The 17,796-nt window shown below is 30.2% G+C and carries 11 protein-coding genes; 10 read left to right on the top strand and 1 reads right to left on the bottom strand.

Features of this window, described 5'->3' with window-relative positions; translation table 11 throughout:
- The coding region (locus GQ540_RS09995) for a PKD domain-containing protein (protein WP_291800590.1) at positions 1-1,520 on the bottom strand (1,520 nt) is incomplete at its 3' end.
- Positions 1,521-1,999: 479 nt separating this feature from the next.
- Between GQ540_RS09995 and lpdA the strand changes: the two genes are divergently transcribed.
- The 10 genes from lpdA to GQ540_RS09945 form a co-directional block, all read left to right on the top strand.
- On the top strand, positions 2,000-3,400 hold the full coding sequence (lpdA, locus tag GQ540_RS09990; RefSeq protein ID WP_291800588.1) for a dihydrolipoyl dehydrogenase: 1,401 nt from the start codon (positions 2,000-2,002) through the stop codon (positions 3,398-3,400).
- Positions 3,401-3,528: 128 nt separating this feature from the next.
- Positions 3,529-4,827: an anthranilate synthase component I family protein gene (locus tag GQ540_RS09985; protein WP_291800586.1), complete on the top strand. Its 1,299-nt coding sequence runs from the start codon at positions 3,529-3,531 to the stop codon at positions 4,825-4,827.
- An 18-nt stretch (positions 4,828-4,845) separates the two neighbouring features.
- Complete coding sequence (tilS, locus tag GQ540_RS09980; protein WP_291800584.1) at positions 4,846-6,192, top strand: tRNA lysidine(34) synthetase TilS; 1,347 nt, start codon at positions 4,846-4,848, stop codon at positions 6,190-6,192.
- Positions 6,193-6,295: 103 nt separating this feature from the next.
- On the top strand, positions 6,296-8,884 hold the full coding sequence (locus tag GQ540_RS09975) for a phosphoenolpyruvate carboxylase (RefSeq protein ID WP_291800582.1): 2,589 nt from the start codon (positions 6,296-6,298) through the stop codon (positions 8,882-8,884).
- Between the two features lie 2 nt (positions 8,885-8,886).
- Positions 8,887-9,402 (top strand): DinB family protein, encoded by a 516-nt coding sequence (locus GQ540_RS09970; RefSeq protein ID WP_291800580.1) that lies wholly within the window; start codon positions 8,887-8,889, stop codon positions 9,400-9,402.
- A gap of 151 nt (positions 9,403-9,553) precedes the next feature.
- Positions 9,554-11,944, top strand: a complete 2,391-nt coding sequence (locus GQ540_RS09965; RefSeq protein ID WP_291800578.1) for a penicillin acylase family protein — start codon at positions 9,554-9,556, stop codon at positions 11,942-11,944.
- The gene (locus GQ540_RS09960) at positions 11,937-12,971 is read left to right on the top strand and encodes a LacI family DNA-binding transcriptional regulator (RefSeq protein WP_291800576.1); all 1,035 of its coding nucleotides are present in this window, start codon (positions 11,937-11,939) and stop codon (positions 12,969-12,971) included. Before GQ540_RS09965 ends, GQ540_RS09960 begins: the two co-directional genes overlap by 8 nt.
- A gap of 16 nt (positions 12,972-12,987) precedes the next feature.
- Positions 12,988-14,523: a YifB family Mg chelatase-like AAA ATPase gene (locus tag GQ540_RS09955; RefSeq protein WP_291800573.1), complete on the top strand. Its 1,536-nt coding sequence runs from the start codon at positions 12,988-12,990 to the stop codon at positions 14,521-14,523.
- Between the two features lie 32 nt (positions 14,524-14,555).
- Positions 14,556-15,653 (top strand): AraC family transcriptional regulator, encoded by a 1,098-nt coding sequence (locus GQ540_RS09950; protein ID WP_291800571.1) that lies wholly within the window; start codon positions 14,556-14,558, stop codon positions 15,651-15,653.
- A gap of 138 nt (positions 15,654-15,791) precedes the next feature.
- Positions 15,792-17,796 (top strand): carboxypeptidase-like regulatory domain-containing protein (locus GQ540_RS09945; RefSeq protein ID WP_291800569.1); only part of this gene is annotated, 2,005 nt, incomplete at its 3' end.

The following is a 17,796-nucleotide window of genomic DNA, read 5'->3' as shown; positions in this document are numbered from 1 at the left end:
CCTTCATCTGCTCCTGTTAGTGCAGCAAATAACGTTGCTTCGCTTGGAGTTGTTCCTTGACAAACTGTTATAGTTCCATCATCACCCGCATTTGGTTCTAATTGAGCAGTTACTGTTACCCAAACAGATTCAGAACAACCATTATCACTATCTGTAACTGTTACTATATATATGTCTGAAGTTGTAACTTCTATACTTGATGTTGTCTCACCTGTACTCCATAAATAACTTGCAGTTCCTTGAACTACGGATGTACTAGCATCTAATATTGTAAATGAATTTTCACAAAAAATAATATCTGGACCGCCAACAATAATTGCTGTAGGTTGTAAAACATCTTGGGTTACTGTTACGGTAAACGAATCAGTACAATTATTACTTAAATCTGTTACTGTTACAGTATAATCACCTGGTGTATCTATGTCAATTGTTTCAGTAATTTCACCTGTACTCCATAAATAATCTGCAGTTCCTTGAACCGTAGAATCGCTTGCGTTTAGAGTAATCGTTACATTTTCACATGTTAATTCTTCATTACCTATAATAGTTGCAGTTGGTCCAGTTGCATCATTTAATGTAACATCAATTGGAGCTGTACAACCAGCTTCATCTGTAACAATATATGAATAATTACCTGCAGATAAATTTATTGTAGCATCTCCAGAATATGTATAAGTACCAGTACCTCCATTAGCGCTTAAAACTACACTTCCTAAATCTCCGTCACAAGTAGGTTGTGTTAAGGTTGCTGAAAGTACTAATTGATTTGGAAAAACCAAATACTCTTCATAGCTATTAGAGTATATTCCTTGAGTAACAGTTAATTCAGCCTCATAAGGAATTCCTGTATTTGAATAAGTGTAAGTAGGATTTTGAGATGTAGAATCTATTATGCCATCATCATTAAAATCCCAAGCATAATTATAACTTGAACCCGTATCTCCTCCAGTAGTTGTGTTTGTAAAAGTAACTGTTGTGTTTGTACCATCATTACAAGCTGTATAAGTGTAATTTGCTGCAATTGGAGTAGGTACCATAATATCAGGTGTTAAACCATTACATTTTGGCCCATCAGTACATGCTGGTTCAGAACCACTAGGTGTAGTCCAAGACATATAAATATCTGTCAATTCCATTAATTGACCACATGTATAAGTTATTGTAGAAACATGATATGCCCCAGAAGTTATTGCTCCGTATATTTTATCAGTATATTTAGTCCCAATCGAATTTTGCTGAACACTATCCAACAATAAATTATATTGAAGATATAAATTATGTTTTGACGCAGATGTTAAATTAACCCATAAATAAACCGTAATTGTATCTCCACTATCACAAGTTCCTATTGGATCTCCATTTACATCTGTTAAAAAAACATCAATAATTTTAATATCTTGTGCTGTACAATTCCCAAAGCAAGACTCCTCTTCAACAGAAGAAGTTTGAGAGTAAGAATTTGTTATTGAAAACAATAATATTAAAAAAGTTACTAAGCTAGTTAAAGTAATTTTTTTCATAATTTATTTATTTTAGTTAAACTCAGCAATGCAACAATTATATTGACACATACACTAATTCCTTAAAAATTACAACATTTACCAAAAGGTAATATTTGGGGGTTAACTCTTTTAAATAACGCAAAAAATATGCATTATTTATTCAATTTCGTGGGGGAAATTTAACGAGTTATGTGGGGAACATTTCTCAATTCTACTACAAATATAGCTTTAGAGCCATTTAAAACATTAAGCATCAATGGTTTTTATTTCAAAATCTAACAAATGGAAATAGAAATCAAACAAATGGTACATTATTTACAACAAAAAATAAATTAATAAATATGATAAAAATCACAAAACACCTAATCACTTGTTTTATAGCGTATTACGCTTGGTTTTGTTTAAAAAAAAACGAGTTAAACAATAAAATATGTAAATTATTCAGGAAAGAGATAGATAAAAATTCTATTTTTGCATTTCAATTTTACTACTAAATTATGAAAACGTATGATGTAGCCGTTATAGGCTCAGGACCAGGAGGATATGTTGCTGCAATTAGATGCGCACAATTAGGATTAAAAACTGCTATTATTGAAAAATATAATACATTAGGCGGAACTTGTTTAAATGTAGGTTGTATTCCTTCGAAAGCTCTGTTAGATTCATCTCACCATTATCATGATGCTTCTAAAAATTTTGCAACTCATGGAATTGATATTAAAGGTTTAGAAGTTAACTTTGAACAAATGATTGCTCGTAAAAACGAAGTTGTTGCACAAACATCGGGTGGTATTAACTATTTAATGGATAAGAATAACATTGAAATATTTCAAGGTGTGGGAAGCTTCAAAGATGCAACTCATATTACTATTGCTAAAACTGATGGGACTTCCGAAGTAATTGAAGCTAGTAAAACTATTATTGCTACAGGTTCAAAACCATCAACCTTGCCTTTTATTGAATTAGATAAAAAAAGAGTAATAACCTCTACAGAAGCTTTAAGTTTAGCTGAAATACCGAAACATTTAATAGTTATTGGTGGTGGTGTTATTGGTTTAGAATTAGGTTCGGTTTATAAAAGGTTAGGTGCAAATGTTTCAGTTATTGAATTTATGCCAACTATTACACCCGGTATGGATGTGATGCTTTCTAAAGAATTGCAAAAAACATTAAAAAAGCAAGGCATTAAATTTTATACAAGTCACAAAGTAACTTCAGTAAAAAACAATGGTGATGAAGTAACCATTACTGCTGACGATAAAAAAGGAAATCCAGTTGAATTTAAAGGAGATTACACGCTAATTTCAGTGGGAAGAAAACCTTATACTGAAGGATTAGGACTGGAAACTGTTGGTCTTAAAGTTACCAAACAAGGTCAAATTGAAACCAATGAACAACTACAAACAACTGTTTCAAACATTTATGCAATTGGTGATGTTGTAAAAGGTGCTATGTTAGCTCACAAGGCCGAAGAAGAAGGAACAATGGTTGCCGAATTAATTGCTGGTCAAAAACCACATATTAATTACAATTTAATTCCGGGTGTAGTTTATACGTGGCCTGAAGTTGCTACCGTTGGTAAAACCGAAGCGCAATTAAAAGACGCTGGTGTTAATTACAAAGCAGGAAGTTTTGCAATGCGTGCCTTAGGTAGAGCAAGAGCAAGTATGGATTTAGACGGACAAATAAAAGTACTAGCCGATGCTAAAACCGATGAAATTTTAGGCGTTCATATGATTGGAGCAAGAGCTGCAGATATGATTGCTGAAGCCGTTATTGCTATGGAGTTTAGAGCTTCATCTGAAGATATTGCACGTTCTTCTCACGCACATCCAACATTTACAGAAGCTTTTAAAGAAGCGTGTTTGGCTGTTAATGATAGAGCAATTCATAGTTAAATAAGGGTCTTCGACAAGCTCAGACTGACAAACACTTAAGACATGTCACACTAAACTTGTCGAAGTGTAAAACATAATTATATATAAAAAGTCCTTCAATTTGAAAGGACTTTTTTATTTTTGCAACAATGCAACGAACAAGTATTAAAATTCAGATTGAAACCATTTCTGAATTTAAAGCGCAACTTTTACAATGGGCACAGCAATTTAAAACAGCTGTTTGGCTTGATAGCAATAACTACCACCAAAAACATTCTAATTTTGATGCCGTTTTAGCAGTTGATGCTGTTTCTAAAATTGAAACCAATTACACCAACGCTTTTCAACAATTAAAAGAGTATCAAACGAGCGTTAACGATTATATTTTTGGGTATTTAGGTTACGATTTAAAAAATGATGTAGAAAAATTAACTTCTTCAAATTTTGACGATTTGTATTTTCCAGATTTATTCTTTTTTCAACCAAAAAAAATATTTCTATTAAAAGGAAATACACTTGAAATTAAATATATAAATGATTTTAAAAATGAAATTGAACTTGATTTAGCAACTATTAAATCGTCTAAAATACAAAATCCTGAATCTAAAAATTCAATAAAAATAAAACTTCGAATTCATAAAGATGAATATTATCAAAAACTGAATTCAGTATTAAACCACATTCATAGAGGTGATATTTATGAAGCTAATTTTTGTCAGGAATTTTACAGTGAAAATTCAACCATTAATCCAGTTGAAGTGTATCAGAATTTAAATGAAATCTCTAAACCCCCTTTTGCTACCTTTTTAAAACTAAATGCCAACTACTTATTATCGGCTTCACCAGAACGTTACTTAAAAAAAAATGATGATATAGTAATTTCTCAACCTATAAAAGGAACTGAAAAAAGAGCCGAAACAAAAGAAGAAGACTTCAAATTAATTTCAGAATTAGAAAAAAACCCGAAAGAAAGAGCTGAAAATATTATGATTGTAGATTTGGTACGGAACGATTTATCACGATCTGCAATTAAAGGAACAGTAAAAGTTAATGAACTATGTAAAGTATACACTTTTGAACAAGTACATCAGCTAATTTCAACGGTTTCTTGTAAGGTGAAAAACACAATTCATCCTGTAGATATTATTAAAAATACGTTTCCAATGGGAAGTATGACGGGTGCTCCAAAAATTTCAGCAATGAAAATTATTGAAGAATTAGAAGAAACCAAACGCGGTTTATATTCTGGTGCTGTAGGTTATTTTACGCCAACTGGCGATTTTGATTTTAACGTAATTATTAGAAGTATTCTTTATAATTCTTCAAAAAAATATGTTTCTTATTCGGTTGGCGGCGCAATTACAGCGCAATCTATACCCGAAAAAGAATATGAAGAATGTTTGTTAAAAGCAAAAGCAATGAAACAGGTTTTATTACACTCCAAATAACTATATTTACTTAAATTTATGAAAGCTGCTTTACAAGAACATATCAATCAAAATTTATCGTTTTTAACTGATGAAAAATTGTTAGTCGCAATTTCTGGCGGAATTGATAGCGTTGTTTTAACTGACTTAATGCATCAATTAAAATTTTCAATTTCATTGGCGCATTGCAATTTTTCATTACGTGGAAAAGAAAGTAATAAAGATGAACAATTTGTAAAAAATTTAGGTGAAAAACTTAACGCGCCTACATTTACAATTCAGTTTGAGACAGATAAATATGCAACTGAAAATGGTATTTCAACTCAAATGGCTGCTCGTGATTTACGGTATAACTGGTTTGAAAAAATTTGCAAAAAAAACAATATTGATTATATTATAACAGCACATCAAAAAGATGATGTTATTGAAACTTTTATCATTAATTTAACGCGTGGAACTGGTTTAAATGGCTTAACAGGAATTCCTGAAATTAATGGAAATATTGTACGCCCACTGCTTCCTTTTGATAGAAATGATATTTTAATTTACGCTACAAAAAATAAATTACAATGGCGAGAAGACCAAAGTAATTCATCAATAAAATATGTTAGAAATAAGATTCGTCATAAAATAGTTCCTGTATTAAAAGAGTTAAATCCTAGCTTGTTAGATTCATTTCAAAATACATTAGAAAACCTAAAAGGTAGTCAGCAAATTGTAAAAGATAGAATTGAAAACATAAAACAAAAAGTAACAATCACGCTAAATAACGAATTACATTTTGATGTTTTAAAATTAAAAAACTTAAGCAACCCAAAAGTTTATTTGTTTCAACTTTTAAATGAATACGGATTTACAGAATGGGACGATCTTACAAATTTGTTAGATGCACAAAGCGGAAAATTTGTTGTTAGTAAAACACACAGGCTATTAAAAAACAGAGATTTTTTAATTCTCTCTGAAATTACTTCAGAAGAAAACACTTCATTTCAAATTAAAGAAAATACCACTAAAATTGAAAACCCAATTAAATTAAAGTTTGAAACGATTGACATTCCTTTTGATACAAAAAATCATCAAACTAAAATTTTAAACGAACTAATATTTGATGATAACAATACAATATCAATAGATTATAACAAGCTTAAATTCCCTCTTTCTGTTCGGAAAAAACAAAAAGGAGATTTCTTTTTTCCAATTGGATTGAACGGCAAAAAGAAATTAAGCAAGTATTATAAAGATGAGAAAATGTCGCTGCTTGAAAAAGAAAACACATGGCTTTTATGTTCTGAAAATGCTATTGTTTGGGTAATTGGAAAACGACTAGATGACCGGTATAAAGTTACAAAATTGTCTTCAAAAGTTTTAAAAATAAGAAAATCTTAATTTCTAAACTTAGTTTACATACAATAACGATTTCGTAAAATCAACACAATAATACCCTAATCTTAATTAAGCTTTTGTAATTTTAAGCCTTTAAATTTAACGTATGCACAAACAACCAAAACACATTAGATATAAAGAGAGTGTAGTAGCAAAATACCAAATTTACAATGGTATTCTTATGACACTTCCATTTAATAAAATTAACAAAACTGGAGTTTTATTGCCTTTATTTCATGAAATTTGTAAAGAGGGTTTTTCCGAGAAAAAAAATCCTTCAGAAATTGTTAAAAATTTCTTTGAAACTTATCAAGAAAACCTTTCTGAAGGAGAAAGAATAAATTTACTGTTTAGATTTATTCAGTATATAGAAAGACAAGTTGTTTTATTTGACGCTATTGAAGACGCATCTTTCTCAATTGTTAACAATATGGATGGTGTTGGTACAATGCGTAATAGTAAAGAAACTGCCTTTAAAAATAATAAAAAAGAAGACTTAAAAAAGATCTTAGATAATTTTAAAGTTCGTATCGTTTTAACAGCCCACCCAACTCAGTTTTATCCAGGTCCAGTACTTGGAATTATTACGGAATTAGCACAGGCTATTGAGAAAAACGAACTCTTAGAAATTAATCAATTACTAGCTCAATTGGGTAAAACACCCTTTTTTAAACATAAAAAACCAACCCCTTTTGATGAAGCTATTAGCTTAATATGGTACCTTGAAAATGTTTTTTATCACTCTATTTCTGACACATATAACTATATTCAAAATAATATTTTTGAAGGGCAACAAATTGAAAACAATATTGTTAACCTTGGGTTTTGGCCGGGAGGAGATAGAGATGGAAACCCTTTTGTAACTACAGAAATTACTTTAAATGTAGCTAGACGTTTAAAACAAATGATTTTAAAAAATTACTATTTAGACGTTAGGATTTTAAAAAAACGATTAACGTTTGCCGGTGTTGAACAAATTATTTTAGAATTAGAAAAGTTATTATTTGATAATAGCGTAAACCCTGATCTAAACACTATGATTTCTTTAGAAGAATTCATTGATAGGTTAAATACAATAAAGGATGTTTTAATAGATAAACATCACTCAATATACTTAGATGAACTAACTAGTTTTATTAATAAAGTAAAATTATTTGGTTACCATTTTGCAACTTTAGATGTTAGACAAGATAGTAGAGTTCATCACAACGTTTTTGCTGAAATTGTAACAACATTACAAAAAAGTGGAAATCAATCATTCCCAAAAGATTATTTAACCCTTTCGGAAGGTGAACAACTAAAAATACTATCTGAAGTTGAAGATTCTGTTGATATTTCAATTTTTGAAAATGAAATGGCTAAAAAAACACTGGGATCTATACAAGCAATCAAAACCATTCAAAAAAACAATGGTGAACGTGGGTTAAACAGGTACATTATAAGTAACAACCAAACTGCAGTTAATGTGCTAGAAACATTTGCTATGTTTAATTTATGTGGTTTTAAACACAATATAACAGCAGATATTATTCCGCTTTTTGAAACCATTGACGATTTAAAAAATGCACCAAGTGTTATGGAAAAACTATACACAAATGAGGCCTATTTAAATCATTTAAAAAGTAGAAATAGAAAGCAAACTATTATGCTTGGGTTTTCTGATGGAACTAAAGATGGTGGCTACTTAATGGCAAATTGGGCTATTTTTAGAGCGAAAGAAACCTTAACCGAAATGTCTAGAAAACATGATATAAAAGTTATATTTTTTGATGGAAGAGGAGGACCTCCTGCGCGTGGTGGAGGAAAAACACACCAATTTTACGCTTCATTAGGTTCAACAATTGAAAATGAAGAAATACAATTAACCGTACAAGGTCAAACTATTAGTTCAAACTTTGGTACTCAAGATTCAGCTCAATACAATATTGAACAATTATTAAGTGCTGGTATTTCTAATGAATTGTTTAGTAATACCAACAATAATATGGCTAAAAATGATACCGAAATCATGAACGATTTAGCTTTAACAAGCTATGAAGCATATGTAGATTTTAAAAATCACCCAAAGTTTATGCCTTATTTAGAGCAAATGAGTACATTAAAATATTATGGGAAAACAAATATTGGAAGTCGCCCTTCAAAACGTTCAAATTCAGAAAAGTTAAATTTTGCTGATTTACGAGCCATTCCATTTGTAGGGTCTTGGAGTCAATTAAAACAGAATGTTCCTGGTTTTTATGGTGTTGGAACTGCTTTAAAAAAATATGAAGATGCTGGAGAATTTGACAAAGTAAAACAATTGTACAACACAAACAATTTCTTTAAAACATTAATAGGTAATAGTATGATGGCACTTTCAAAGTCGTTTTTTGGTTTGACAGAATATATGGCTAAAGATGAAGAATTTGGCGAATTTTGGAAACTAATTCACAACGAATATGAAACCTCTAAACGTTTAATTTTAAAACTAACTGATTACAGTGAATTAATGCAAAGTAACAAAGTGGGGAAAGCTTCTATTGATATTCGCGAAAATATTGTATTGCCATTATTAACCATTCAACAATTTGCTTTACTTAGAATTCAAGAATTACAAAAAGAAGATAATCCAGATCTTGAATTAATAAAAGTTTATGAAAAAATGGTCACTCGTTCTTTATTTGGAAATATAAATGCTAGTAGAAATTCAGCGTAATTATGAACTCAAATCAATTAAACAAAAATGAATATGCTCCCTTTTATAAAACTTATATAAAAGCTGTTGGCACTTCAAATTTGTTTGAAATTTTAACTACTTCGCTCAATAATTTAGTTTCAGCAGTTAAAAATTTGCCTGAAGAAAAATTAGAGTATCGTTATGCTAAAAGCAAATGGACCATTAAAGAATTAATTCAACACATAATTGACACAGAAAGAATTATGTGTTACAGAGCATTGCGATTTTCAAGAAATGACAAAACCGATTTACCAGGTTTTGAAGAGAATTGGTATGTTGAAAATTCCAACGGAAACGAAAGAACAATTCAAGATTTATTAAATGAATTAACGCAAGTTAGAAACGCTAGTATTTCTTTATTCAATAGTTTTACTGATGAAATGCCTTCATTACTTGGCACTATTGATGGAAATAAAATGTCTGTAAGGGCATTAGGTTTTATTATTGCTGGACATCAAATACATCACTTAAAAATAATTAAAGAACGGTACCTTTAGCGAATCGTTAGCAACATAAATTTAACAATAGCTCCACTAAATATTATTACAATTCAAGAAGAATTTTACGTCTAAATAATGCTTTTTATTACTATTTGTAATCCCACATAAAATACTATCTTTGAAGTAACTAAGTAAAATCACTATTTCAATGCGTATTTTCAAAAAAATTGTAATCTTTATTGTAGTTCTTTTAGTTGTAATATTAGCGGGAGGTGCAATGTATTATAACAGCTTAAAACCTTCCTATGCTGGTGATATTTCCTTAACAGGAATTTCAAAAGAAACTTCTGTCTTTTTTGATGATTATGGAATTCCACATATTTATGCTGAAAGTGAATTAGATGCTGTCACTGCTTTAGGATATGTTCATGCACAAGACCGGCTTTGGCAAATGGAGTTAATGAGAAGAATTGCTCCTGGAGAATTATCTGAAATTTTTGGAGGAAAAATGCTGAAAAATGATCAGTTTTTTGTGAGTTTAGGCATTGAAGAAGCTTCAGGAAAATCAATTAAAAATTTAGATGAAAACGGTGAAGTTTATAAATTAGCAACCGCGTATTTAAATGGTGTAAATCAATTTATTGACAATGGTCCTACTCCTATCGAATTTACTTTAATTGGTGTAGAAAAAGAACACTATCAGTTAAACGACATTTATAATATTATGGGTTATATGTCATTTAGTTTTGCAATGGCTCAAAAAACAGACCCTTTTTTAAGTGTTGTGAAAGAAAAATTAGGTGATAATTATTTAAAAGAATTAGGGATTGATATCAATCCAAATACCATACTTATAAAAAATGCCAAACCAACCGTAGAAAGTTTAAAAGATTTAGCTTTTACTGTGAATAAAATTATGGAAAGCAATCCAATTCCTCCGTTTATAGGAAGTAATAGTTGGGTAGTTTCTCCTAAAAAAACAACCACAGGAAATGTGCTATTTGCAAACGATCCGCATATAGGTTTTTCTCAACCAGCAGTTTGGTATGAAGCACATATTTCAACACCTAATTACGAATTGTATGGTTATCATTTAGCTGGAGTTCCTTTTCCTTTATTAGGTCATAATAGAAATTACGCGTATGGATTAACGATGTTTGAAAATGATGATATTGATTTTTATAAAGAAGAAAATCATCCAACCGACGCTAACAAATATAAAACTCCTAATGGTTATGAAGATTATAAAACTGTTACAAAAACCATTAAAGTTAAAGATGCTGAAGATGTTACTATTGAAATAAGAAATACACGTCACGGACCAATTATGAATGATGTTGTTGACGCCATTTCTCAAACAGATCCAATAGCCATGTCATGGATATTTACTCAGTTTGAAGGACAAATGTTAGCTGCACTTCACACTATTTCAAGAGCCAAAGAAATGAGTGATGTTAAAAAAGGAGTTTCAATGATTAAAGCTCCTGGTTTAAATGTTATGTATGGTGATTCTAAAGGAAATGTTGCTTGGTGGGCAGCAGGAAAATTATATAAACACAAACCACATGTGAATACAAAATTTATTTTAGACGGTGCTTCCGGTGAAGATGACCCAGTTGAGTATTTAGATTTTGATCAGAATCCAATGGCTGAAAATCCATCTTGGAATTATGTGTATTCCGCCAATAATCAACCAGATACAATTGCAAATATTTTATATCCCGGTTATTATTTATCAGAAGATAGAGCTAAACGTATAACTCAGTTATTAGAACCAAAAAACAATTGGAATAAAGAAACAATGGCTGCTATGATTACTGATGTAACTTCAGCAGTTTCACCAAGTGTAATTAAAGAATTTGCTTCAACTATAAATTATAATTCATTCAATAAAAATGAACAAAGAGCTATTGATATATTGCAACTTTGGGATGGTTCAAATACTATTGATGGTGTTGCGCCAACTATTTTTAATAAATTAGTTTTTCAATATTTAAAAAACACTTACGAAGATGAGTTAGGTGAAGAATTATTCACACAATTTTTAAGCACTCATCTATCTAAAAGAGCCATTGCCAATCAAATTAAAAAAGACACTTCCATTTGGTGGGATAATGTTACAACTTCAAATAATATAGAAACTAAGAAAGACATTTTATCAAAATCTTTAGTTGAAACTGTAGCTTCATTAGAAAATCAGCTTGGAAATGATATAACATCTTGGAATTGGGGAAAAGTTCATACCTTAGAGCATCCGCATCCGTTAGGTACTGTTGCTTCATTAAAAGACTATTTTAATGTAGGCCCTTTTCCTATAAATGGTGCTCGTGAAGTAATTAATAATAGAGGTTATGAATATAATGACTCAGGACTATATAAAGTAAACGCAGGACCTTCAACAAGAAGAATTATTGATTTTTCTGACATAGAAAATAGCTTGAGTGTTTTACCTACTGGACAATCAGGAAATCCATTTAGCAAACATTATAAAGATCAAGCTGAAATGTTTAACAATGGAGAATTCAGAAAAATGAAATTGAACAAAGAAGAAATTATAAGTCTATCAACAAAATTAACTATTCAACCAAAAAATGAATAAAAGAATAACCATTAAGCAAATTGCCAAAGCCTTATCTGTTTCAATTTCAACAGTTTCAAAAGCTTTAAATGATAGTTATGAAATTAGTGATGAAACTAAAAAAAAGATTCAAGAATATGCTAAACTGCATAAGTACAAACCAAATACTTTAGCGCTAAGTTTACAAAATAAAAGAACTAAAACTATTGGCATAATCATTCCAAACATACTTAACTATTATTTTGCAAGAGTACTTAGAGGTATAGAAAAAGCAACTACAGAAAGAGGTTATAATATTGTTACTTGTATAACTAATGAATCTCACAAAAAAGAAGTAGATACTATGGAAATGCTTTCAAATGGAACCATTGATGGTTTTATTGCTTGTCTTTCTACAGAAACTTTAAAAAAGAAAAACTTTGACCACTTTCAGTCTATATTAGAAGAAGGAACTCCCGTTGTACTTTACGGTCGTGTACATAAAAAAATACATTGCGATAAAGTAGTTACAGACAATATTAAAAGCGCCTATAAAGCAACACGCTTCTTAATGAAATCTGAATGTAAAAACATTGCACTTGTAACAACTTCAGTTGGTTTAAAAATAAATAAATTTAGAATTAAAGGGTATTTAAAAGCGCTTACTAAATACGGAATAACACCAAACGAAAGTATTATTATTAAACAAGAAAATGAAAAAGGGTTAAAAGAACGTATTAACAAAATGTTAGACACTAATGAAGTTGATGGGATTTTTACTATTGATGAAGTTTCTGGAGCAATTGTAACTCAGGTTTTAAATAAAAGAAATATTAAAATTCCTGAAGACATTTCAATTATTGGTTTTACCAATGGTATATTGTCAAGATATAGCACGCCGCCTTTAACAAGTGTTAACCGTTTTGCACACACAACAGGTGAAGTTGCGGCTAATAGATTGATTGATAAAATTGAAGAAAAAATTGAATTTAAAGATATTAAAACTGAAATTATTAGAACCAAATTAGTTGAACGAGATTCAACCAAAAAAATGTTCGTTCAGTTTTAAGGAAAAAGAAAAAAATATGCTAGTGAAAATTTTTGGCAGCGCCGTCTTCGGTGTTGAAGCCACCACTATTACCGTAGAAGTAAATATTGATAAAGGTATTGGATATCATCTTGTTGGGTTACCCGATAATGCCATTAAAGAAAGTAGCTACAGAATTTCAGCTGCACTTAACAACAATGGTTACAAATTACCAGGCAAAAAGATTACCATAAATATGGCTCCTGCTGATATGCGTAAAGAAGGTTCAGCTTATGACCTTACTTTAGCCGTTGGAATTTTAGCAGCTTCAAACCAAATAAAATCTGAAAAAGTTGGTGATTATTTAATTATGGGTGAACTTTCATTAGATGGTAGTTTACAACCTATAAAAGGCGCATTGCCTATTGCAATTAAAGCTAGAGAAGAAGGTTTTAAAGGTTTTATTTTACCAAAACAAAATGCTAAAGAGGCTGCAATTGTTAATGATTTAGAAGTTTTTGGTATTGAAAATATTTTAGAAGTTATCAATTTCTTTGATGAAAAATCAGCTTTGGAAAGAACCATAATTGATACACGTGCCGAATTTCACAAAAACTTAGACAATCCAGAATTTGATTTTGCTGATGTAAAAGGACAAGAGTCTGTAAAACGTTCTATGGAAATTGCTGCCGCTGGTGGCCATAATATTATTTTAATTGGACCTCCAGGAAGTGGAAAAACCATGTTAAGTAAACGCTTACCTTCTATTTTACCACCAATGACATTGCAAGAAGCCTTGGAAACTACCAAAATACACTCAGTAGTTGGGAAAGTGAAAGACGCTGGATTGATGGGACAACGCCCTTTTAGAGCTCCGCATCACACAATTTCTGATGTTGCACTAGTCGGCGGTGGCCAATACCCACAGCCAGGAGAAATTTCATTATCACATAATGGTGTTTTATTTTTAGATGAATTACCCGAATTTAAGCGTACGGTTTTAGAAGTAATGAGGCAACCTCTTGAAGATAGAGAAGTCACTATTTCAAGAGCGCGATTTACAGTTACCTATCCAAGTAGTTTTATGTTAGTTGCAAGTATGAACCCTAGTCCAAGTGGTTATTTTAATGACCCTGATGCTCCGGTAACTTCATCTCCGGCTGAGATGCAACGCTATTTAAGCAAAATTTCTGGGCCACTTTTAGATAGAATTGATATCCATATTGAAGTAACTCCCGTTCCATTTGAAAAATTATCAGAAGAACGTCTCGCTGAGCCTAGTAAACAAATTAGAGAACGAGTTGCCAAAGCTAGAGAATTTCAATCAAAAAGATTTTCCGAATTAGAAAACACTCATTACAATGCACAAATGAGTGTGAAACACATTCGAAAATTTTGTAAACTAAACGAAGAAAGTAAAACATTGTTAAAAACAGCCATGGAGCGCTTAAACTTATCAGCCAGAGCATACGATAGAATCTTAAAAGTTTCTAGAACCATTGCAGATTTAGATAGTGTTTCTGAAATTTCATCAACTCACATCGCTGAAGCCATTCAATATAGAAGTTTAGATAGAGAAGGTTGGTTAGGATAAAATGATAAACTATGATTTAAATAACATTTAGAATGATAACAGACGGAATAAATAATTACATTGTAATTATTATATATGGCTCTCTAATATTGCTATCTGCCCTATTATTAGCAAACCCTCTGAAAGTAAATAAAAAAGCTAATTTTTGGTTTGGAATTTTCTTGTTTTTATGGTCAACTTTTTGGTTGGAAGAAATATTCGCAATTACTAATATGGAAATAATCAGTAATTATCTGCTTATTAGCATTAAGTATTTACAGTTTTACACTCCAATTGTTTTTTATTTTAGTGTGGTTTATTATACAAATCCTGATTTTAAATTAAAAAAAATAGCTTTAAAATACACAATACTTTCTATACTATTTTTAGTTGGTTTAATTATGCAACAAGCATATAAACAAGTAAGTTTAATCCAAAATTTATTAAATTTTCTAATTGTTATCCAAGCACTTTATTTTACTATTTTCTCATATATTTTGATTCAACAACACAAGAAAAAAATTGATTTATTTTCATCAAACACAAGTGAAATTGACCTAAAATGGTTAGAGTATATAATTACAGCTTTATTAGCACTAAGCATATTTATTGGTTTATATAATATGTTGTTTACATCGCAAAACTTAAACCTATTTGGAAACATAGTTTCAATATTGATTATCTTTTTTGTAGCCTATAATACCCTTAAACAAAAAGAAATTTTTTTGTTAAATGAAAAGCAACGTAATTTAATTATTGAAACAAACGAAAAAACTACTATTGAAAAACGTAAAATTATTTCAGATATTGACTTAAAAACTCTAAAACCGAAGTTAAGTCTATTAATGAAAAATCAACAACCCTTTTTAGACCCAGAGCTAAGTCTCATAAAATTAGCCGAATTAATAAATGTTACTCCCCACCAACTTTCATATATCATCAACGAAGGGTTTAATGAAAATTTTTTCCTGTTTGTTAATAGGTACCGTGTAGAGAAAGTGAAAGAATTATTAATGAACAAAAATAAAGCTAATTTATCTATTATGGGAATTGCCTTTGAATCGGGTTTTAATTCAAAAACATCATTTAATACTACATTTAAAAAAATTAGCTCTCAAACACCTTCAGAATTTAAGAAATCTAGTTCCTAATTATAAATCTGAATCAATAAATTACAAACTACTGATTAACTGATTTTTAGAGATTTTAAAAATGAGTTCTCATAGATAAACTAGAACGTTTATACAATAGTAAGTGCTTAATTTTGCACTTTAAAACCTATTTTAAATATGAACAAGTATATTTTAATTTTTGCAGTTTTATTTACATCTGTATCCCTTTTTTCTCAAAATTTAACCCAAACAATTAAAGGTCAAATTACTGATGAATTTTCTCAACAGCCGCTTCCATTTGCTACAATATTAATTTTAGACACAAACCCCATTATGGGAACAACCTCTGATATGGAAGGTAATTACTCCATTGAAAATGTTCCTATTGGAAGGTATGATATAAAAATATCATTCTTAGGTTTTGAACCTGTAATAAAACCCGAAGTTGTGGTAAGTTCTTCAAAAGAAATTATTCTAAATATTGGACTTATAGAAAACACAAATACATTAAACGAAATTATTCTTAAACCAAGAATTATTAAAGAAAAACCTAGAAATAGAATGGCAACTGTTAGCGCAAGAATGCTAAGTGTTGAAGAAGCTAATAGATATGCTGGAGGATTTGACGACCCTGCACGTTTAGCCTCTTCATTTCCTGGCGTTGCAAGTAGTGTAGGAAATAATGCCATTGTTATTAGAGGAAACGCTCCAAAATTTTTACAATGGAAAATTGAAGGTGTAGAAATCCCAAATCCAAATCACTTTGCTGATTTAGGTGTTTTTGGAGGTGGTGGATTAACTGCTTTAAGTAGTAATTTATTAGCTAATTCTGATTTTTTTACGGGTGCTTTTCCTGCAGAATATAACAATGCGCTTTCTGGGGTTTTTGATATCTCAATGAGAAATGGAAACAATTCTGACTTTGAACACAGTATTGAAATTGGCGCTATTGGTATTGATTTTGCTTCTGAAGGACCTCTAAACAAAAATGAAGCTTCCTATCTTGTAAACTATAGATACTCTACCTTAGGGCTACTCTCCTCTTTACTTCCTGAAGATGCAGAAGGTACAAATTACCAAGATTTATCTTTCAAACTAAAATTCCCTACTAAAAAAATGGGAACATTTTCTATATGGGGAATTGGTTTAAAAGATAATTCTGGAACTACACCCGAAACCGTTATTTCAAATCAAAATTACTATCAAGATATTGAAAAACAAAATGTAAAACAATATATGGGAGCCGCAGGAATAACCCACAGATTGTTTCTAAAAAATACTGGTTATTTAAATTCTACCCTAGCTTTTTCAACAAATGGAATAGATTTAAAAACGGACAGATTAAATAGTGAATCACAACTACTTCCTGAAAATGAAATAAAAAACACCAATTACAATATCACTTTTAAATCGTTCATAACTAAAAAATTTAATGCAAACCATGCTAATAAAACTGGGGTAACACTAAGAACTATGGGCTATGATTTAGACTTAAAGGAAGTTAGTTCTCTAAATGGTAGTTTAACTACTTTTGTGTCAGAAAAAGGGGTAACTAACTTACTTTCTGCTTATTCAAGTTCTTCATTGTCATTTAACAATTTAAAATTAAATTTAGGAGTGAATGCTCAGCTATTTACATTAAATAACAATTTTACAATTGAGCCAAGACTTGGGATTTCTTATCAGTTAAATGAAAATAATATGTTAAGTTTTGGGTATGGTTTACATAGTAGAATTGAGCCCTTGAATATTTATTTTGCAACAACTCCAAATGCCTCTTCAATACAAGCAAACAAAGAATTAGATTTTTCAAAGGCTCACCATTTTGTTGTTGCTTATGATGTGAATATTACTGAAAAGTTACACCTAAAAGTTGAACCTTACTTTCAGTATTTGTTTGATATACCTATTATAGAAAACAGCACCAATTCCTTATTAAATTTACAAAAAGAATGGTTTATTAATGATGCTTATATAAATTCAGGTAATGGAAAAAATTATGGATTAGATGTAACATTAGAGCAATATATAAATAATGGGTTTTACTATTTAATATCTGCTTCAATTTTTAATTCTCAATACAAAACTGATACTGATGAGTGGTTTAATACTCGCTACAATAAAAATTATTTATTTAATGCACTTATTGGAAAAGAATATAGAGTTGGTACTAATAAACAAA

This window comes from Lutibacter sp. (assembly GCF_013139515.1).
In the GTDB taxonomy this organism is placed as follows: domain Bacteria; phylum Bacteroidota; class Bacteroidia; order Flavobacteriales; family Flavobacteriaceae; genus Lutibacter.
The sequence above is the reverse complement of the archived record's forward strand: the minus strand, read 5'-3'. Positions and strand labels throughout refer to the sequence as shown.

What these genes read in the sequence shown, in the direction of transcription:
- GQ540_RS09965 (WP_291800578.1), top strand. Translation starts at nt 9,554, where the DNA reads ATGCGTATTTTCAAAAAAATTGTAATCTTTATTGTAGTTCTTTTAGTT.
- tilS (WP_291800584.1), top strand. Translation starts at nt 4,846, where the DNA reads ATGAAAGCTGCTTTACAAGAACATATCAATCAAAATTTATCGTTTTTA.
- lpdA (WP_291800588.1), top strand. Translation starts at nt 2,000, where the DNA reads ATGAAAACGTATGATGTAGCCGTTATAGGCTCAGGACCAGGAGGATAT.
- GQ540_RS09955 (WP_291800573.1), top strand. Translation starts at nt 12,988, where the DNA reads ATGCTAGTGAAAATTTTTGGCAGCGCCGTCTTCGGTGTTGAAGCCACC.
- GQ540_RS09950 (WP_291800571.1), top strand. Translation starts at nt 14,556, where the DNA reads ATGATAACAGACGGAATAAATAATTACATTGTAATTATTATATATGGC.
- GQ540_RS09960 (WP_291800576.1), top strand. Translation starts at nt 11,937, where the DNA reads ATGAATAAAAGAATAACCATTAAGCAAATTGCCAAAGCCTTATCTGTT.
- GQ540_RS09985 (WP_291800586.1), top strand. Translation starts at nt 3,529, where the DNA reads ATGCAACGAACAAGTATTAAAATTCAGATTGAAACCATTTCTGAATTT.
- GQ540_RS09975 (WP_291800582.1), top strand. Translation starts at nt 6,296, where the DNA reads ATGCACAAACAACCAAAACACATTAGATATAAAGAGAGTGTAGTAGCA.
- GQ540_RS09970 (WP_291800580.1), top strand. Translation starts at nt 8,887, where the DNA reads ATGAACTCAAATCAATTAAACAAAAATGAATATGCTCCCTTTTATAAA.